The 19,094-nt window shown below is 67.3% G+C and carries 18 protein-coding genes; 9 read left to right on the top strand and 9 right to left on the bottom strand.

Annotated features, from left to right (window positions below; genetic code table 11):
• Positions 1 to 153 precede the first annotated feature (153 nt).
• Positions 154 to 1,551, top strand: a complete 1,398-nt coding sequence (locus Q0D93_RS03880) for an MFS transporter (RefSeq protein WP_294391615.1) — start codon at positions 154 to 156, stop codon at positions 1,549 to 1,551.
• On the opposite strand, the gene Q0D93_RS03875 is transcribed toward Q0D93_RS03880, so the two are convergent.
• Genes Q0D93_RS03875 through Q0D93_RS03865 form a run of 3 tightly spaced genes read right to left on the bottom strand, consistent with a single transcriptional unit; the run spans position 1,552 to position 6,282 of the window.
• Positions 1,552 to 2,544 carry a nuclease gene (locus Q0D93_RS03875; protein ID WP_294391613.1) on the bottom strand — a complete coding sequence of 331 codons (993 nt, stop codon included), beginning with the start codon at positions 2,542 to 2,544 and terminating at the stop codon, positions 1,552 to 1,554.
• Positions 2,545 to 2,566: 22 nt separating this feature from the next.
• A complete protein-coding gene (locus Q0D93_RS03870; RefSeq protein ID WP_294391611.1) occupies positions 2,567 to 3,766 on the bottom strand; it encodes a YdcF family protein in 1,200 nt (399 codons plus the stop codon).
• A complete protein-coding gene (locus tag Q0D93_RS03865; protein ID WP_294391609.1) occupies positions 3,760 to 6,282 on the bottom strand; it encodes a TonB-dependent receptor in 2,523 nt (840 codons plus the stop codon). The genes Q0D93_RS03870 and Q0D93_RS03865 overlap by 7 nt, the downstream gene beginning before the upstream one ends.
• Before the next feature lie 151 nt (positions 6,283 to 6,433).
• On the opposite strand from Q0D93_RS03865, the gene Q0D93_RS03860 reads away from it, so the two are divergent.
• The 6 genes from Q0D93_RS03860 (at position 6,434) to Q0D93_RS03835 (ending at position 11,719) form a co-directional block, all read left to right on the top strand.
• Entirely contained in the window at positions 6,434 to 7,546 is a 1,113-nt protein-coding gene (locus Q0D93_RS03860) for an ROK family protein (protein WP_294391607.1), read from the top strand.
• A gap of 69 nt (positions 7,547 to 7,615) precedes the next feature.
• Positions 7,616 to 9,232: an NAD(P)/FAD-dependent oxidoreductase gene (locus Q0D93_RS03855; RefSeq protein WP_294391606.1), complete on the top strand. Its 1,617-nt coding sequence runs from the start codon at positions 7,616 to 7,618 to the stop codon at positions 9,230 to 9,232.
• Positions 9,229 to 9,768 (top strand): pseudouridine synthase, encoded by a 540-nt coding sequence (locus Q0D93_RS03850; protein WP_294391604.1) that lies wholly within the window; start codon positions 9,229 to 9,231, stop codon positions 9,766 to 9,768. Before Q0D93_RS03855 ends, Q0D93_RS03850 begins: the two co-directional genes overlap by 4 nt.
• Positions 9,753 to 10,127, top strand: a complete 375-nt coding sequence (locus Q0D93_RS03845) for a hypothetical protein (protein ID WP_294391601.1) — start codon at positions 9,753 to 9,755, stop codon at positions 10,125 to 10,127. Before Q0D93_RS03850 ends, Q0D93_RS03845 begins: the two co-directional genes overlap by 16 nt.
• A 91-nt stretch (positions 10,128 to 10,218) precedes the next feature.
• Entirely contained in the window at positions 10,219 to 10,734 is a 516-nt protein-coding gene (locus Q0D93_RS03840) for a hypothetical protein (protein WP_366510243.1), read from the top strand.
• Positions 10,735 to 10,855: 121 nt separating this feature from the next.
• A complete protein-coding gene (locus tag Q0D93_RS03835) occupies positions 10,856 to 11,719 on the top strand; it encodes an outer membrane beta-barrel protein (protein WP_294391598.1) in 864 nt (287 codons plus the stop codon).
• A 73-nt stretch (positions 11,720 to 11,792) separates the two neighbouring features.
• Here Q0D93_RS03835 and Q0D93_RS03830 read toward each other — a convergent pair whose 3' ends face one another.
• The 3 genes from Q0D93_RS03830 to Q0D93_RS03820 all read right to left on the bottom strand — a co-directional run bounded on the left by Q0D93_RS03830 (position 11,793) and on the right by Q0D93_RS03820 (position 15,267).
• A complete protein-coding gene (locus Q0D93_RS03830) occupies positions 11,793 to 13,421 on the bottom strand; it encodes a porin (RefSeq protein ID WP_294391597.1) in 1,629 nt (542 codons plus the stop codon).
• 86 nt (positions 13,422 to 13,507) lie between these two features.
• Positions 13,508 to 14,878: a sorbosone dehydrogenase family protein gene (locus Q0D93_RS03825; protein WP_294391595.1), complete on the bottom strand. Its 1,371-nt coding sequence runs from the start codon at positions 14,876 to 14,878 to the stop codon at positions 13,508 to 13,510.
• A complete protein-coding gene (locus Q0D93_RS03820; RefSeq protein WP_294391593.1) occupies positions 14,875 to 15,267 on the bottom strand; it encodes a DUF2231 domain-containing protein in 393 nt (130 codons plus the stop codon). Before Q0D93_RS03820 ends, Q0D93_RS03825 begins: the two co-directional genes overlap by 4 nt.
• 364 nt (positions 15,268 to 15,631) lie before the next feature.
• Here Q0D93_RS03820 and Q0D93_RS03815 point away from each other — a divergent pair, with 364 nt between their 5' ends.
• Entirely contained in the window at positions 15,632 to 16,636 is a 1,005-nt protein-coding gene (locus Q0D93_RS03815) for an aldo/keto reductase (RefSeq protein ID WP_294391592.1), read from the top strand.
• Between the two features lie 35 nt (positions 16,637 to 16,671).
• Positions 16,672 to 17,658 carry an aldo/keto reductase gene (locus Q0D93_RS03810; protein WP_294391590.1) on the top strand — a complete coding sequence of 329 codons (987 nt, stop codon included), beginning with the start codon at positions 16,672 to 16,674 and terminating at the stop codon, positions 17,656 to 17,658.
• Positions 17,659 to 17,995: 337 nt separating this feature from the next.
• On the opposite strand, the gene Q0D93_RS03805 is transcribed toward Q0D93_RS03810, so the two are convergent.
• From Q0D93_RS03805 to Q0D93_RS03795, 3 genes are all read right to left on the bottom strand, one after another.
• The gene (locus tag Q0D93_RS03805) at positions 17,996 to 18,346 is read right to left on the bottom strand and encodes a hypothetical protein (protein WP_294391589.1); all 351 of its coding nucleotides are present in this window, start codon (positions 18,344 to 18,346) and stop codon (positions 17,996 to 17,998) included.
• Positions 18,347 to 18,390: 44 nt separating this feature from the next.
• Entirely contained in the window at positions 18,391 to 18,573 is a 183-nt protein-coding gene (locus tag Q0D93_RS03800; RefSeq protein WP_294391588.1) for a CsbD family protein, read from the bottom strand.
• 157 nt (positions 18,574 to 18,730) lie between these two features.
• On the bottom strand, positions 18,731 to 19,081 hold the full coding sequence (locus Q0D93_RS03795; protein WP_294391586.1) for a response regulator: 351 nt from the start codon (positions 19,079 to 19,081) through the stop codon (positions 18,731 to 18,733).
• Between the last annotated feature and the right edge of the window lie 13 nt (positions 19,082 to 19,094).

Here is a 19,094-nt window from a genome sequence, read left to right as displayed (position 1 = left end):
GCTCGCACGATCGACGATGCCGGACGGCTGCGGGTACAGCATGGCGAAGCGATCTGGCAACATGGGCGCGACGGGCGGGAGGCTGTCGCACAACTGACATGATCCGCCCATAACGCCCGGACTTTGCTGACATCCCGACGCTTCTGGTCACCCATGCGCAGCCCGCTTTCTCCATCGTCCCTGTCCCGTACGGGCACAGCCGTCGCCGTCGGCGCAACCGGTCCGGCACGCTGGCGGGAAGCGCGACTGGTCGCTTACTCGGCGGGAAATTTCGGCAAGAATCTCGTCTTTGCCGGAGCGGATGCGACGATCCTGTTCCTGCTGACCGACCTGTTCGGTCTGCCGGGATCGGTCGCAGGCAGCCTGATGCTGATCGCGCTGGCCGGCGACCTGATCTTTGACCTGCTCGCCGCCGCCCTGGTCATCCGCTTGCGGCGGTCGGGCCGGGGATATTGCTGGCTGATCGGGGCCGGCGCCGTTCCGGGCGGTGCGGCATTCGCCTTGCTCTACGCCATCCCGGCTCTGGGTGTGCAGCAAACCGGGATATTGGCTGGCACGTTGCTCGCCTTCCGCGGTGCCTATGCCGTGATCGACGTACCGCACAATGCGGTGATGTCGCAGATCAGCAGCGACAGCCGCGCGCGCGGCCGCATTTCCGGCTATCGGCTGTTTTTCAGCACTGTGTCGTCGCTGATAGTGGCCTCCGTGCTGACGCCGGCGGTGCAGCTGGCGGCGCATCAGCGGACCTTCGGAACATTGGCGGCGATCGGGCTGGTTGCGGGCGCGCTGTTCGCCGCGACGCTGATCGCATCCGCGCTGGCGTCTCCCACCGACCCCGCCGGCAGCGCCGTGACCGTGTCCGATGGCCTGGCCATACCGGTGCGCGACCCGCTGGTGCTGGCCATGGCGCTGCTCGCCATCATTACCGGCTTTGCCGCGCCCGCATTCGTGCGGATGCTGCTTCACCTCACCACTTACGTGATTGGCCGGCCCACCCTGGCCGGATCGCTGCTGCTGGCGGTGACGGCGGGGCAGTTCCTGGGCGTGCTGCTGTGGACAGCGTTGACCAGCCGTTATGACAAGAGCGTGCTGCTGGCCGCCGGACATGCCGTGGCGGCGTTCGGGCTGATCCTGTTTGCGGCCTGCCCGCATTCCCCGCCGTTGCTGGCGTCATGCTGCATGCTGATCGGGGTAGGCCTGGCCAGCATCTACATGCTGCCCTGGGGCCTGCTGGCCGATGTGGTGGACTTCGTCGCCTGGCGCCATGGCCGGCGGTTCGAGACGGGTTTGTTCGCCGCCTATCTGGTGGTGGTGAAGGCCAGCGGCGCAGGCTCAACCGCGCTGATCGGCTGGTGCCTGGGGTGGCTGGGCTACATGCCGGGAGAGGTTCAGTCCGCGGCGGTACGGGCCGGCATGCTGGCGCTTGGCCTGGGCGTGCCGATCGCCGGCTGTCTCGCCGCCGTGCTGCTGCTGCCGCGGTTCGACATCGGCCATGCCCGCCATGCCGGCGTGATCCGTGCGCTGGAGCGCCGTCGGCCCCGCCCCGCCTGATCAGCCGGGGGCGGAGCCGGTTTCCGGATTGTAGCGCGGATTGGCCGGATCGATCGGCGACGGCTGGACCCGTTCGGGCGGTCGCGCGCTCTCCGCCCAGGCACGGCAGATCATGTCGCGCAGCATTGTCGCACCCGCCGCCGTCTGGCGATAGACGAGTTCGCGCACGTCCTTGTCGGCCGGATTGGCGAAACCGTCGCGCTGTTCCAGCCTGTAGACGGTTTCCATCTTGCCGGCGGCATCGTCCAGGAAGGCGAGGAGAGCGTCGAACATGTCGCCGCCGCGATGGCCCGGCGCACCGATCCGACCGGCAATGTCGCCGGTGGTCAGGCCGATCGCGTCGACGAACTGCCCCTCGAACCGCCCATGGATCGAACGGTCGCGCGTATAGCCCTTGGGATTGTCGCCACGCCATCCGTCGCTGTTGACGGAGTCATGCAGCGGCTGCGCGCCGTCACCGACATAATGGCCGAGCCGGATCACCTGAAACGCGCAATTCTGCTCGGCAAAGCGGGTGTCCTGGCCGGCCGCCTGGGCTGCGCGGAGGCCGCGCATGCAGACGATCAGGCGCTGATACGCCTCCATCGCCGCATAAGGCAGTGTGCCCGTCCAGCGAACGTTGGTGCGCCGGGCGGTTTCCGGATCCGTATCCTTGATGCGCTCATATTGCTTGTAGAGCGCGATCACGAATTCGTAGCGCGATCGCGGGATCGGCTTCAGGAAGGCGAACTGCTCCCTGAACCAGCCATGGTTCGGATCTTCCTCGATCTTGGAGAAATTCTCGGCATTGCCGCGCCAGCTGTCCGGCAGCGTGGACGACGCGGCGATATAGTCGACATGTCGCCGGAGGAAGACGGGGCCGTCATCCGGAATGGCGTCGATCGCGGCGCGGTCGATCACCGCATGGGCCCGGTCGCTCCATGCCTGCGCCGCCGTGGCATGGAGCGCGAGCGCCGGCAGGACGGCGCAAGCAAATCTGGTGAAACGATGCATGGGGGATCTCCGCATGGAGGGATCAGGGATCGAGCGGGTCGCGCGGATCGACGCGCGCCGATTTGGCGGACGGGCGGAACTCCAGCGTGGTCGGGGAGAGACGCCGGCCGACCGCACCGGGTTCATAGCCCAGCTCCTTCAGGTTGCGGGCCGCGAACGGAGGGCTTTCGATATAGGCGCTCTGCATCGGGTTGCAGACGATCAGCGTATCGCGGTCCAGCGGAGCGTCCATCGCCATCAGCAGGCGGGTGGCGTTGCGCAGGTTGGTGGTGGTGTGGCGGGCATAAGGCTCGACTAGGATTGCGTCGGCGGGCACACCGTAGCGATCGATCAGGGCGTGGCGCATTTCCTCCGCCTCCACGAAGCGGGTCGCGCGCGGGTGCGCACGTCCGCCACTGACGATGATGAACGGCACGTCGCCTTGCGCGAACCGATCCGCCGCCAGCCGCAGGTGCAGCTTGCCGAGCGGGCTCAACGGCATGTCCGTCACCTCGGGACCGACCCCGGTGACGATCATCGCGCTGTAGCGAAGCCGTTTCCAGTCGATCCACCGCGCCCGCGTCATCGCCGCCGCATTGTCGCCGCCCGACAACGGATCGAAGGCGATCGCATCGGTCCGGTCGTTGGTGTCGAGCACGGAGACGGCAAATTCCATCGCCGGATCCAGCGCCTGGAGCGATCCGGCGCGCGGGGTGCGGGCCAGTGCCAGGGCGGCTTGCCGCCGGGTCTGCGCCTCCGCCCCGTCGACCGGAATGCCGGGCCCGTCGATCAGGGGGTAAGCGGGCGCGGCACCTAGCGCATAGACCTGGATCACGGCATTCACGCCCTGCACCTCCCGCCGCAATCCCGCCTCGATCCCGTCATCCGGAGGAACGACGGCGGAAGCGCGCGCGAGCGGCACTAGCGCGGCGATCAGCGGTTCGACCTCGGCATCGCTCCACAGCAGCGCCCGCGCCTCGCACAGCGTGTCCGTGCCGCAGGCGTCGCGCCGCGCGGCCCGGGCAGCCAACAGGCGCGTGAGGCCCGGCCGCGTGTCCAGCCGCCGGCTTTCCGCGACGCCGGCAAGGAGCGGAAAGAGCCGCCGCGACAAGGCGTCCGCGACGCGATCCCGCGCCACCGGGGCTTGCGCCGCCGCGCCATCCGCCGCCTGCGCGACGGCGAGCGGCGACCAGGCGCAGGCCGCCACCAGGGCCAGCCTGGGCCACGATCGCCCTGTTACCACGACTTGCCTACGACCAGCCGGACATTGCGGCCAAAGATCGGCCGGCCATAGATGGCCTTGGCATTGCCCTGCCCGCTGAGCGAGTCCGTGCGGGTATTGCCCTCGGTCAGGCCATGCGCGTTGAACAGATTGTCGCCCACCACCTGCACCTGCCAGCGATCCCGCCGCAGCGTCACGCCCGCGCCGATCGTGCCATAAGCCGGCAGCGCCGTGTTGTTGTAGAGATCGACGTAGCGTTTGCCCATGTAGGTGTAGCGGCCATAGATCGACACGTCGGTGCCGCCGGTCTGGAAATCGAAGCTCGGCCGGACGTTGCCGTAGATCTTGGGCTGGCGCACGATCTGATTGCCTTCCGCCTGTTCCGGATCGGCGCCGGTCGCGCTTTGGAAATTCTTGTACTTGGGATCGCTGACGGTCAGCGCGCCGTTCAGCGTGAACCATGGCGTGACCGACCAGGCGCCATCGAATTCGACGCCCTTGACCTGCGCCTCGCCGATGAACGGCACGTTCACGTCGTTGCGACCCGTGGTCGGGTCGAAGGCGAGGAACGAGGCGTTGAGCGGATCGAAGTTGGTGTAAAAGCCGGTGACGTACAGGTAGGAGCGACCGGCGGCGAGCTTCAGACCCGCTTCGAACTGATCCGCCTTGGTGGTCAGGATCGTCGGATTGATGCTCATCACCGTCTGGACGCTGGGCGGCGTTTCGAGGTGCGAGGCGCGACCGTAGACGCCCACATGGTTGTTGAAGTCGTAATTGGCGCCGACCGTCCAATTGGTGGCGTGCGGCTTCCCCTTCTGGTTCAGGATCACGCCGGTGAAGGCGCGGGTGGTGTCGTCCGCCAGCGTCGTCGCATCGCCCAGATTGGCCTGCCCGGTCAGCGCCGCCCAGCCCTTGTAGCTGTAGCGTTCGTGGCGGATGCCGCCATCGATGTGCAGACCCGGCGCGATTTCCCAGGTGTCGTTGGCGAAGATGGCAAACATCTTGGCGTCGGAATCGCCCTGGTTCAGCGTGGCGGCGTAGTTCAGCACGCCATTGTCGGTCACCCGGCCGAGTTCCGCGCCACCCGCCGAATAGGCCACCAGGTCGAGCGTGCGCGGCTTGCCCGCCACCTCGATCAGGTAATTCTGGTACAGCGTCCTGCTGTCTTCGCCATAGACGCTGGCATACAGGCCCAGCTTCACGTCATGGCTGCCGATGCCGGTGTCCAGCTTCTTGGCGACGGAGACGGTGCCCTGCGCCGAATAGAAATCCGAATGGATGTCGCGATACTGGCCCTGCATGACCAGGCCGGACGCCGCATAGGGATCATAAGCCGTAGTGGTTCCGGCCAGCACATAGCCGAGCGAGCTGACATTGCCGAACGCGGTCCGGGCACGCGCCAGGTAGCCGTTGGCGAAGCCGTTGCCATCAGCCGGGTTGGTGGTGGAATAGAAGGCCGTGAAGTCGAGCTTGCCCTGCGTGTAGCCGGCCTTGGCCTGCACCAGCCATCCGTCGAAATCGCCGTCATATTGCGCGCCGAAATTCACCATCCGCATGTGGCGGCCATCGGACAGGTCGCTGTTGCGGCTCTGGATCTGGCCGACGCCGTCCCGGTACAGCAGGTTGACGTTGCGCAGTGCCGGCGAATTCATCGTGCCGTCGAAATAATCGATGTAGCGATTCAGCGACACGCTGGGATTGCGGGGGTCGTTGGTGGGGATCGGCAGATAGAAGACGTTGTGATCGTTGACGTAGTTCAGGCTCAGCTTGACCGAACCATTGTCGAAGTCATGCTTCAGGTTCGCGCGGATCTGGCCGCCCTTGTCGTTGGGGAAGCCGTTGTCACGATAGCCGTCATGATAGCGGATGAAGCCGCCGATGGCGTAATAGGTATTGTCGCTGACCGGCCCGGCCTGATAGGCGTCCAGACGGTAGAGGCCGGTGTCGCCCAGCGTGACCTGCGCCTTGCCACGCGCCACGTCGCTGCCGGTGACGGTGATGGCGTTGATGATCGCGCCCGAATAGCTGGCGTAGACAGGAGCCGGGCCGCCGCGCACCACTTCGACGCGATCGGTCATCAGGTCCTGCTTCAGGATGGCGTCGCCGCGGAAGAACACGCCGTCATTTTCGTGGAACAGCGGCAGCCCGTCCTGCTGGAAGCTGACGAAGCCGCCATCGTTCGGCAGGCCGCGAATACGGTAGATATTCTGCACCTCGCCGCCGGTGATTTCCGTCTGGAATCCGGGCAGCTGCCCGATCAGGTCGGCGAAGTTGACCGGCGCGATCTTCTCCACGTCGCGCTGCGAGATGGTGTTGATCGCATAGGACACGTCGAAGCGGCGCTGGGCGCGGGTGGAGCCGGTGACGATGATGTCGCTAGGCGCGTCGCCCGGCGCGTCCTGCGCGCTCGCGCCGCCCGCCGGCGTGGCTGCGTCAGCCCGCGACTGCGGCGGCGTGTCCGCCTGTGCCTGAACCGGCGTGGCGAGACTGAAGCAGATCGCGCCCAGCGCGGTGCCTGCGAAAATCGTCTTGAGCATAAATCCCCTGCATGGTCGCTGGCCTCGATCGAGGCTGTCGCAGGGGCCATTGGTCGGCTTCCATGACGCTTTTATTTATTTTCTGGAAAGCAATTAATATAAGGCGACGGATCAGCGGTGCGGCTGCGGCCGATCTTACCGGGAGATGAGCGTGCGTATCCCTGTTCTGGGCAAGGATCACCGGCGCGTGCTGCGGGAGCTTCGCGCCTGTGGACCGTCCTCCCGCTCCGCGCTCGCCGCCCGGCTGGAGATGAGCGGCACGGCGCTCACCAAATTGTCGCGTGAGTTGCTTACGCTGGAGGTGGTGGAGGAAGTGAACGGCGGCGGGCCCAGCCGGCGTGGTCGGCCGTCGGTTCCGCTACGGATCGCGCCTGCCGGCGGCTATGCGGTCGGCGCGACGGCGCACCAAGGCGTGCTCGACGTTGCGCTGATCGACTTTGCCGGCGGCACCATCGCGGCCCACAGCGAGCATATTCCCCCGATCAACCCGCGCGACTTTGCGGAGCGCGTCCGCACCCTCACCCACATGCTGGTGGACCGGCACCGCCTGCTCGGCCGGCGCATGTTGGGTATCGGCATCGCCGTGCCCGGCCCGGCTCTATCCCCGGCGGGCGATCGCTGGAGCGTGGTGGACGCATTGCCGGAGTGGCGCGGCGCCCCGTTGCGCGCGATCATGGCGGACACGTTCGGCTGGCCGCTGTGGATCGAGAATGACGCCAACGCCGCCGCCCTGGCCGAATTCTACCTGGCCGGTCTCATGGGCAAATTCTCGACCATCGCCGTGCTGCTGCTGGGCTACGGGATCGGTGCCGGGATCATCGTCGACGGGCGCTTGATCCGTGGCCAGCATGGCGTCGCGGGCGAGGTCGGATGCCTGTTCCCGATCGACCAGCCACGGCCCAGCCCGCTCGACCTTCTCTCCACCCTGCGCAACGAAGGCTGCCCGATTTCTTCCGTCGCGGAGATCGACCCCGCGGCGCCGGCGCAGCGCGCCACGATCGAGCGGTGGATGGACCGGGCCGCCGGCCAGTTGGAGCTTGTCTGCAACACCGCCTTCGCCTGGTTCGATCCCGGCGCGATCGTGCTGGCCGGCCCGCTTCCGGCCGAGATACTGGACGGGCTGGGACAACGCCTGAAGCGCGCCGACCTTGTTTCCACCATCTGCGATCGCAGGCCGCCGGTGGAGGTGTCGGGCCTGACCGGCTCGCCCATCACGCTCGGCGCGGCCTTGCTGCCGATGCACAGCTTTTCGGGCCAGATCTGACCTTGTCCCACCTGCGGCCGGCCCGGCAAAGGTTAGCAAGCGCGGCGATCCCGATGTAAGGCGCTGGCCATGATCCGCGTATCCGAGTTGAAACTGCCGCTCCACCATGCCGACGAAGCGATCCCGACAGCCCTCTACAAAAGGCTGCGCATCACCCCGCGCGACCTGATCCGCTACTCGGTCGTGCGGCGCGGTCATGACGCGCGTGACCGCGCCGCCATATCGCTGGTCTATTCGGTCGATGTCACCCTGAAGAACGAGGCGGCGGTGCTGACGCGCTTCCGCCGGGATCGCGACATTCAGCCGACGCCGGACACACGCTACCACCCGGTCGCCACCGCTTGCCCTGACGCTGCGCGCCCGGTGGTGATCGGCGCCGGCCCATGCGGCCTGTTCGCGGCCCTGATCCTGGCGCAGATGGGATTCCGCCCGATCGTGCTGGAACGCGGCAAGGTGGTGCGGGAGCGGACCAAGGATACGTGGGGACTGTGGCGGCGCAGCGTCCTCAACCCCGAATCCAACGTCCAATATGGCGAGGGCGGGGCCGGCACCTTTTCCGACGGCAAGCTCTACAGCCGCATCAAGGATCCGCGCCACCTCAACCGCAAGGTGCTGACCGAGTTCGTCAAGGCCGGTGCCCCGCCGGAGATCCTGACGGAGGCGCACCCGCATATCGGCACGTTCCGGCTGGTCACCATGGTGGAAAACATGCGCGAGACGATCGAGGCACTGGGCGGCGAATATCGCTTCTCCACCCGCGTCGACGGGCTGGACGTCGCGACGGACGGCACGGGGCAGCGGCGGCTGCGCGGGCTCCACCTGCACACGGGCGAATATCTGGAGGCCGGGCATGTCGTACTGGCGGTCGGGCATAGCGCGCGGGACACGTTCGAGATGCTCCACGCCGCCGGCGTCCATGCCGAGGCCAAGCCCTTCTCCATCGGCGTCCGGATCGAGCATCCCCAGTCGTGGATCGACCAGGCCCGGTTCGGCCAGGATGCCGGCAACCGCATCCTCGGCGCGGCGGAATACCACATCTCGCATCACTGCTCGAACGGACGCACGGTCTACAGCTTCTGCATGTGTCCCGGCGGGACGGTGGTGGCCGCCACGTCCGAAGAGGGCCGCGTCGCCACCAACGGCATGAGCCAATATTCGCGCAACGAACGCAACGCCAATTCCGGCTTCGTCGTGGCGATCGACCCGGCGCGCGACTTTCCCGGCGACCCGCTCGCCGGCATCGCGCTCCAGCGGCATTGGGAGGAGCGCGCCTTTGTCGCGGGGGGGTCCAACTACAAGGCGCCGGCGCAGCGGCTGGGCGATTTCCTGGCGGGCCGCCCGTCCACCTCGCTCGGCAGCGTCGTGCCCTCTTATCGCCCGGGCGTGCAGCCGACTGACCTCGCCCAATGCCTGCCCGACTTTGCGGTGGCGGCGATGCGCGAGGCGCTGCCCGTGTTCGGCAAGCAGATCCGGGGCTACGACCATCCCGACGTGGTGATGACGGGGGTCGAGACGCGCACCTCCTCCCCCGTCCGCTTCACGCGCGGGGACGATCTGCAGAGCCTCAACACCGCCGGCCTGTTCCCCGCCGGCGAGGGGGCGGGCTATGCCGGCGGCATCCTCTCCGCCGCCGTTGATGGCATCAAGGTGGCGGAGGCGGTGGCGCTCAGCCTTGTGGCGGCATGACCCTGATCCTGTTCAACAAGCCTTACGGCGTGCTGAGCCAGTTCACCGATCGCGGTACTGAAACGGCGCGTGCGACATTGTCGGACTTCATCGACCAGCCCGGGGTCTACCCTGCCGGCCGGTTGGACCGCGACAGCGAGGGGCTGCTGCTGCTGACCGACGACGGCCGTTTGCAGGCGCGGATAGCGGACCCGAAGTTCAAGCTGCCCAAGACCTATCTGGTCCAGGTGGAGGGATCGCCCGACGAAGCGGCGCTGGATCGCCTGCGGGCCGGGCCGATGCTGAACGACGGGCCGACCCGCCCGGCCGAGGCCGCGCGGATCGACGATCCCGCTTTGTGGCCGCGCGACCCGCCGATCCGCGTCCGCCAGAGCATCGCCGATTGCTGGCTCATGCTGACGATCCGCGAAGGACGCAATCGGCAGGTGCGGCGGATGACGGCGGCGATCGGTCATCCCACGTTGCGGCTGGTGCGGTGGCGCATCGGCGACTGGTCGCTGGAGGGCATTGCGCCCGGCGCATGGCTGATGGCGTGAAGCTGTTCTTCGACGGGGGCAGCCGTCCGTCCGGCATGGAACTGGCGGTGGTGGTCGGCGGCCGCAGCACGATCAGGCGCGATCTCGGCGCGGGCGGCAGCATGGACGCCGAATGGCTGGCGCTGATCGAAGCGATGCGGATCGCGCATGCCATCGACCTGACCGATCCGGTGCTGCTGGGCGATGCGGCGGCGGTGATCGCGCAGGCCAACAATGCGGTACGCTGCCCACCCTCGTGCCTGCACCACCTGGCGGTGTTCCGCGCGCTGCCAAGGCCCGGGGGAGGCGTGCGCATCCGCTACGTCAAACGGGCCCAGAATCTGGCCGGGATCGCCCTTGCCGCATTGCACGACCGGTGACGCTTTGGCCCGGCGGAGTAGCGAGACGGAAAGCCCGGACCGGTCGTCGCCGGGCGGCGGCAAGACCGATCCAAAGGGCAAGGAGAAATACGTGGGTACATCGTCGGCCGCACCCTGGACCGCCGCGATCGCGCGCGGGCGCCATCGCATGGCGAAGGCGGCGTTCCATGCCGGTCTGGCCTGCGTCATGCTGCAGGGCTGTTCCGACCCGAAGGTGGATGCACGGCGCAAGGCGGCGGGGCAGAACCCCTCCCCCGCTGCCCTGATGCGGGTCGCGGATGCGGAGCGCGGCGGGCGGTTGTTCGGCCAATGCGCCGGCTGCCACACGATCGGCCAGGGCGCACCCGATCGCAACGGGCCCAATCTGTTCGGCATCGTCGGCAAGCCCATCGCCGGCGCCAGCGCGCTTCGGCTATACCGATGCGCTGAAGGCGAAACGCGGCCGCTGGGATGCGGCAACCCTGTCCGAATGGCTGAAGGATCCGCAACGCTTCGCACCTGGCACGCGCATGATGTTTTCGGGCATCCCCGACCCGCTGGATCGCGCCGACGTCGTTGCTTTCCTGAAGAGCGAGGCGGCACGCTGAACCTGCCGCTCAGCGGCTGAACCCGCACAATGTTTGGCCCGCCCGTGACAAATAGTGTCGCGGGCGCGGAACCCGGAACGGGCTTCATCAACCTGGGTTAGCCCCGTGCGCACCTCAGCGCATCCTCCCGGGAGATACCGAATGATCAAGAGCCTGCTGCTGACCGCGGCCACCTTCACCGCGATAACGCCAGCACTGGCTCAGGAGGCTTCGTCCTGGACCAGCGCCTATGCCGGCGGCCGGCTTGGCTATAGCTGGCAGCCGAAGGACGGCAGCGAGCGGCTCGACTTCGACACCAATCGCGATGGTCGCTTCGGCGACACCGTTCGCACCGCCGCCGGCGCGGACGCCTTCTCGCCCGGCTTCTGCGGCGCGGAGGGAACAACCTCGCTCCCGGCGGGCGGTTGCGCCGACGACAAGGATGCCGTCACCTATACCGGCATGGTCGGCTTCGACTATCAACTGCCCAACATCGCGGGCGGCGGCATCGTCGTCGGCGTGGTCGCGGAATATGGCAATTCGCACGTCAACGACAGCGTGACGGGCTTCAGCACCACGCCGGCCAATTACGTGCTGACACGCAGCCTGCGCGGCACGGGCGCGGTTCGCGCGCGTGCCGGCTACGGCTTCAACGACACGCTGGTCTACGGCACCGGTGGTCTCGCTTATGGGCGCGTCCGCACCCGCTTCGGGACCACCAACAACGCGAATGCCTTTGTCGATGCCAACGGCGACGACGCGCGGCAGAACAGCTACAAGGACGATCGCTGGGGCTACACGGTCGGCGGCGGCGTGGAGCAGCGGATCGGCGAGCATTTCTCGATCGGTGCGCTCTACGGCTTCACCAGCCTGGCCGACGGCAAGTATCGCCTGGGCGTCGAGCGCGGCACCGCGCCGGCCACCAACCCGTTCCTGCTCGCCAACAGCACCGGCACGGACCTGCGCCGCAGCCACAGCCGGTTCGTGCGGCATGACGTGACGGTGACCGCCGCCTACCGCTTCTGATCGGACGCGCGGGGTTCGTCATTGGGGAGGGCCATGCCTGCGGGCGTGGCTCTCCCGTCGCCTTCGCCCGCGCTCAGAAGGCCAGTTGCGAGCGGACCGCGACCGTGTCGTAGGACTGCCCGATCTCGGCACCCAGCGGCGTTGCATAGGCGGTCGGATCGGGCGACAGCCGGCGGACGCGGACATGCTGGTAATCCAGCATCAGGCGCAGCACCGGGTTCAGGTACCAGTTGATCCCAGCGGCCACGATCCGCTGCTCCCCGCCGCGCACGCCGTCGAGCGAGATCGCGGTGCCGCGCGCGCCTGCCTTGTAGTTCAGGTCGACATAGGAGTAACGCCCGACCAGCTCCACCGCGCCGAAGCCACCCTTGGCGGGATCCAGCACGCGCGATACCGGCGGCGCGTCAAAGGCGAAGGTGCCCGTATTATACTTGCGGCGCTCGCCGGTCAGCACCCAGCCACCTTCAACATACCAGCCGCCGAAGTGCGGGTTCTCCAGGCTGCGGTCGCGGCGCTCGATGCCGATGAACTCATACTCGCCCTGCACATAGACGTTCCGGCTCTGCACGGCGAGTTCCAGGCCGACCTCGTTGACATGGCGCGCGTCGATCGTGCCGGTGTCGATCAGCCGCGTGCCGTCCGTGCGCAGCTCCGGCCGTTCGCGCAGCTCCACGGGATGGCGGAGGTCGCCGTCCGCGCCGTCCGGCCCGCCTGCATCGCTGACGCTGAACACGCGGCTGCCATGCGCGCCGACATGGACCAGCCAGTCCTTCCCTTGAAACGGGATCGCCGCCAGACGGGCCACGCCGCCGAAATTCTGGTCAAAGGATTGCGCCGTGCCTGACCCGCCGGTGTTGATCGTGCCCACCGTCCGCGTGGTCAGCGCAAGCGCCGCGAACCAGCGTCGGCGCGCGGCGGTCAGCTGGATCGCCTCGCGGAAATCCCCGCCGGCGATGCCGCGGCTGATATCGCTGATCGCCGGCCGCTCCATCAAGGGCATGCCCTGAACGGAGTTCTGGTCCTCCAACCCGATCGAAGGCGCAAAGGCGCCGACCCGCAGGTGAAACGGCTCGATCCCGCTATATTGCGCCCAGAGTTCGAACACATGGCCCGCATCCTCGACACCCGAGCCGCCGAAGTCGAGCAGCACGTTATATTCGAAATCGTCGAACAGATGGCCATCGATGCCGATACGCGCCCGCCGCAGCACGGTGCCGTTGCTGAGGTCGCGGGCATGGCCGGCATCGTTGGCGCCGCCGCCCCGCCGCAGGTCGGTGGTCAGCGGCCCGGCCCGTTTCTGGAAATAGCCGCCGCCGTCGAAATGGAGCACGCCGTGCAGGATGGCGGCGAAGCGCCCATCCATGCTGTGGATGGATGGGTGTGCGCCCTCAAACGTCGCGAAGCCCTGATTGGGGCCGGGTTCCGACGAAACGACCGGTCGCGGCTGGTCCGGGCTCCGCGACGGCGTGATCCGGGCCGGCCGGTCGCCCGACGCGCGACTTGCAGCGGGGGCAGACGTCGGGACTGCGGCCGTGGCAACCTCCGTTCCGCGCGTCTGCGGGCTGGCGGCGGCCGCACCCGGCTGGGCTGCTCGGCTCAGCGCCTCCACCGTTCGTGTGAGGGCCCTCACCTGCGCCTCCAGCGCATCGATCCGCGCATCGCGTGGATCGGGAGCAGACTGGGCGGCCACACCGCTCGTCACAAAGGCAAGGGTCCAAATCGCGCTACAGGTGAGTACCGACGCAGCCGCAGAAGAAGATCGCATCACCATCATCCTGTCGGGGCGGGTCAGCGAGCGGCCGCCCCTGCCCCCGCCGGCGGCCTGACCGGCGCGCCCGTCGCCGTGACCCGCCACACCGTATTGCCGACATCGTCCGCGATCAGCAGCGCGCCCGTGCGGTCCACCGCCAGTCCGACCGGGCGGCCGAACGTCCGTCCCCGCTTTCGATCCAGGAAGCCCGTGACCACATCCTCCACCATCCCGGCCGGACGGCCGTCGCGGAACGGAACAAAGGCGACCTTGTAGCCGGACGGACTGTAGCGGTCCCAGCTGCCATGCTCGCCGATAAAGGCGCCACCCCGGTAGTGAGCCGGCAGCGCATCCGCGTCGTAGAAGGTCAAGCCGAGCGCCGCGACATGGCTGCCCAGCGCATAATCCGGCTTGATGGCGCGCGCGACCATGTCGGGGCGTTGCGGGCGCACGCGCGGATCGACGTGCTGGCCATAATAGCTGTACGGCCAGCCATAGAAGCCGCCATCCCGGACCGACGTGAGATAGTCGGGAACCAGGTGCGGGCCCAATTCATCCCGTTCGTTCACAACCACCCACAAAGTGTTGGTTCCGGGATAGAAATGCGGACTGTTGGGATTGCGCAAGCCGGTGGCGAACTCGCGCGCGCGGCCGGTCGCGCGGTCAATCTCCCACACGCCGGCGCGGCCTCTTTCCGCCTCCATCCCGTTTTCCGTGATGTTGCTGTTCGAGCCGACGGTAGCGTAGAGCCGCTGGCCGTCGGGGCTGACCGTCAGGCTCTTGGTCCAGTGATGGTCGATCGGGCCGCCGGGCAATGGCGTCAGCACCTGCCCCGGCGCGGTGATGCGGGTCTGGCCGGGCACAAAGGAATAGCGCACCACCGCGTCCGTGTTGGCGACGTACAGATTGTTGTCGATCCACACGACGCCGAACGGCGAGTTCAGATGATCGAGCAAGGTCACCTGCACTTCGGGCGTGCCGTCGCCGTCGGCATCGCGGATCAGTGTGATCCGGCTCGCCGCCTTGGGTCCGCCGGGGAAAGCGGTGGCCTTGTTCTTCACCAGGGCGACGATCGGGTCCTTGGGCCGCTTCACCGGCTCGGGCGGGGGCGACTTGGCCTGCACCGCCAACACGTCGCCGTTGGGCAGGACATAGACCATGCGTGGGTGCTGCAGCCCGGTGGCGAGCGCCTTGATCTGAAGGCCCGCGGCGACGGTCGGCGTCTGCCCCGGCTTCCAACCTTCACCCGGGGAGACCTTGATGGGCGGCAACAGATACTGCTTCGGCTCGGGCAGCAGCGGGTTTGCGCCGACCTGCTTGGTTTCGTCAAACGGCGGATCGCTGCATGCGGACAGGCCGAGGGCGAGCATGGCCAGCGCCGGGCCGGCTTTGATGGCGACGCGGATCATCGCGCGACACCCACGCCGTGACGGTAGGTGAGCGATCCGCCCAGCCAGGCGCTGACCACCAGAATGACGCTCACGACACCCGACAGGATCAGGCCCTGCGGCATCACCGCGGTCCAGCCGTCACGGCTGTGGACGAAGGCGTTTATCAGCGACAGCACCATGGCCAGGACGTTGAGCAGCATGTGCGGCGTCGCCGGACGCGCCTTGCGCACGCGCCGGTCCCCGAAATAGTCGATGAACCCCGCCACCGCCGCAAGCGCGCCCGCGATCAGCCCGGCCGTGATCAGCCAGATGGAGAAATATTGCCACAGCAGGTTTTCGCTGCGGGCGTAGATGATGTCCGTCACGAACGCGCCGGTCAGGAACGCGATCGGAAACGGCACCAGCATCGGATGGATCGGGTGGGAAAAGATCTTGGCGGTCGAGCGCGGATGATCCCGATCGCGGCCGGCACCTGATCCGTCACCAGCGGCCCTTCCCGCAAACCGCCCTTCGGCGCGGCGGGAGGGCGATCCTGCATCCCCATGATAGGAGTCCTCGCCTCCGCGTGTCGTTCGGTCCCGATCCACCATCCGGCGCCCCCTGTGCAGGCCTTGTCCTGTGGCGCAGGTAGTGGAAGCCGCATCGTGCGCCACAACATGGGTGAGGACTGCATTTCGCCGCAGCGGACATTGCGCGAGAACGGTTCGGCTGGCGGATACTTGGGCGGGGGTTCCGGGTTGTTAACCATCGCGATCACGAAGGACTTCACCCATGGCTGCGCAACGTTACCGTCCTCCACACGATTTCGGCCTCGGCGGGGTGGCGATCGGCAACGAGTTCCAGTTCGCCACCGACGAGCAGGCTGACGCGACCTTGTCCGCCGCCTGGGATGCGGGCGTGCGCTATTTCGACGTGTCGCCCTGGTACGGCCTGGGCCTGGCGGAACGGCGCTTCGGCCGGTTCCTGGCACGCAAGCCCCGGCACGAGTTCGTGATCTCGTCCAAGGTCGGCAAGCTGCTGCGCGCCAGCCGCGACAATCAGGCCGCCAGATATTTCCCGTTCACCACATCCCCCAACACGCCGCATTTCGACTACAGTGCCGACGGGGTGCTGCGCTCGATCGAGGACAGCTTGCAGCGCCTCGGCCTGGATCGGCTGGACATCGTGTTCGTCCATGATCTGTCGCCCGATAATGCCTACCTGCCCGACGATTGGGAGGCGCTGTGGCCCATCGCCGAACAGGGTGCCTTTCCGGCGCTGACCCGCCTGCGCGAGCAGGGGGTGATCGACGGCTGGGGCATGGGGGTGAACTGCCCGCAACCGATCCTGCGCTGCCTGGAAGTCGCGGACAGCGACGTGCACCTCCTTGCCAGCCAATATTCCCTTGTGGATCATGCCAACGCGGTGGAGCAAGTATTTCCAAAGGCACGCGAAAAGGGGGTCAGTTTCGTGGTCGGGTCGGCGCTCAACGCCGGCTTTCTGGGCGGTGCGCCGCGCTACAATTATGGCGAAGGCAATACGCTGATCCCAGACGACAAAAGGGTGCGATTGGAGACGTTGCGCGCCATCGCCGGGCGGCACGGCGTCGATGTGGTCGCCGCCGCATTGCAGTTCAGCCTGGCGCCCGACGTCGCCTCCGCGCTGATCGTCGGCACCGCCAGCGCCAGCCACATGCTGGCCGACCATGCGGCGCTGCGGGCGAAGATCCCCGCCGCCTTCTGGGAGGATCTGCGGGCGGAGAGCATCCTCCACCCGGATGCCGCCCTGCCCCGCTGACCCCGAACACCGTGCCACATTAAAGGAGACGTGCCATGCAGACCCGCAAGCTCGGCCAACAAGGCCTGGAAGTGTCCATGCTCGGCCTCGGCTGCATGGGCATGTCCGATTTCTACGGCAGCCGTGACGAGGGCGAGGCGGTCGCCACCATCAACCGCGCGCTCGATCTCGGCGTCACCTTTCTCGACACAGCCGACATGTACGGCATGGGCAGCAACGAGGAATTGGTGGGCCGGGTCGTTCGGGAACGGCCGGAATGGGTCGTGGTCGCGACCAAGTTCGGCAATGTACGCGGTACGGACGGCAGTTTCCAGGGCGTGAACGGCCGCCCCGATTATGTCCGTCAGGCCTGCGACGCCAGCCTGCGCCGCACCGGCCTGGCGGTGATCGACCTATATTACCAGCACCGTGTCGATCCCGAAGTGCCGATCGAGGACACGGTCGGCGCAATGGCGGAGTTGGTAACGGCGGGCAAGGTCAAGTATCTCGGCCTGTCGGAAGCCGCGCCCGCCACGATCCGCCGCGCGCATGCCGTCCACCCGATCAGCGCGCTCCAGACCGAATATTCGCTGTGGAGCCGCGATGTGGAGGCGGAAATCCTGCCCACCTGCCGCGAACTCGGCATCGGTTTCGTTCCCTACAGCCCGCTCGGCCGCGGCTTCCTGACCGGCCAATTCACATCGCCCGAGGACCTGGCGGAGGACGACAGCCGCCGCAACCATCCCCGGTTCCAGGGCAATGCCTTTGCCCGCAACCTGGACCTGGTCGCCGCCATCGGGACGATGGCCGCGAACAAGGGCTGCACACCGGCGCAATTGGCGCTCGCCTGGGTGCTGCGGCAGGGCGAGGACATCGTGCCGATCCCCGGCACCAAGCGGCGCACCTATCTGGAAGACAATCTCGGCGCGCTCGACGTCACGCTGAGCGAGGCCGACCTGCGGCAGATCGACGCCATATTGCCGCCAGACGCAGCCGAGGGCCTGCGCTACCCGCAAGCCTCCATGGCCAGCATCGACCGGTAAGTCCGGACCGCTATCTGCAAGCCGGCGCTCGGCCGCTTACAGCAACAGGCGGTCGCGCCAGTCAGCGACCCTTTGCTAGAATGGAGAATAATGCTCCCGCGGCGGCGGGAGCCCGGGAGGCGCAAGGGTGATCCCCCAGGCTTTGGACTGTCCAGTACCGACCGATGGATGGGATCCCACATCAGCAGGACAGCTCGCACCAGCCAAAACAACTGAACAAGCCGCCGCCAAGCCTGTTCGGGAACGACCCGTGCGGTCTGGCCAGCCTTGGTGTCTAGCGACAGCTGGGGCTGCCAAGCCGGCCCAAGACCTTAGGGCAACGTGCTGAAAAACCGAACTATTGCCGCAACGCCTTGACCTGCTGGTCAAGCTGATCGGACTTGTCCCGGGCTGCGGCACGGATCGCCCTGGCCTGATCCTCAAGCTTGTCCGCCTCGGCATCGGCACGGGATCGGATGACGCGACGCTGATCCTTCAGCGCGTCGGCCTGTGCGTCGCGTGCGTCGGCGGCGGCACGGTCGGCGCGATCTTCCGCCCGCCCGATGCGCTCCGCCGGCCCTTCGCCGTTATAGGCAATGCCGGCAGCATTGGCAGCCGCCTCGTCCTGCGCCGCACCGGCCTGCTCCTTTGGCCCAGCGCATGCGCACAGGCAAAGGCTCGCGGCAAATATGGTGGAGAAAGTCCGCATTGCGCCTCCACGAGAAAAGGGCGGCAATGCCGCCCCTCTCTTCATCAGATCTTATCGCCCAGCGCGCCCTTGACGCTGCCCTTCACGTCCTGGCCGGTACCCTTGAGCTGCTGGGCATCGCCTTCGGCCTCCAGCTGCTCGTCGCCGCTTGCCTGGCCGATACCTTCCTTGATCTTGCCCGCAAGCTTGTTGCCGGCAGCGCTGACTTTGTCCGTAAACTCACCCATGTCACGCTCCTTACGGTAAGTGTTTGATCCAACGCAGCTAACAACCATCAGCCGGCCTGGTCGTTCCTATGCCGCTCGGCCTGCGTGCGACAGGATGCGCAAGGCGGCACACAAACCATTGAAAACATCGGCAGGCTTCCGCGCCCAAATTCGATCGTTACAGCGGAGCCATCCGCCGGAACGCTTCGGTCACCGCGCGTTCGTCGATGGGCTTGCTCAGGATGATGCCGGGCGGGTTGCACGGCTGGCACTCATCCGGCGATCCCGTGATGAAGATCACCGGGATCGGCCCATGATGCGCCTGGATCGCTTGAACGGCCATCGGCCCGGTTCCATGGACCAGTCTGACGTCCGACAGGATGATGTCGGGCACGTGCGCTCGCGCCGCATCCACCGCCTCCTCCTGATTGTCCGCCGTATCGATCGAGGTCGCGCCGGACGCGCGCGCGATCTCTGCGACCTGCTCGGCGATCACCCATTCGTCTTCGATCACAAGCACATGGCACATTGCGCTTACCTCC

The sequence above is a fragment of the uncultured Sphingomonas sp. genome (assembly GCF_934560975.1).
In the GTDB taxonomy this organism is placed as follows: domain Bacteria; phylum Pseudomonadota; class Alphaproteobacteria; order Sphingomonadales; family Sphingomonadaceae; genus Sphingomonas_I.
This window is presented reverse-complemented; position numbering and strand designations above follow the sequence as displayed.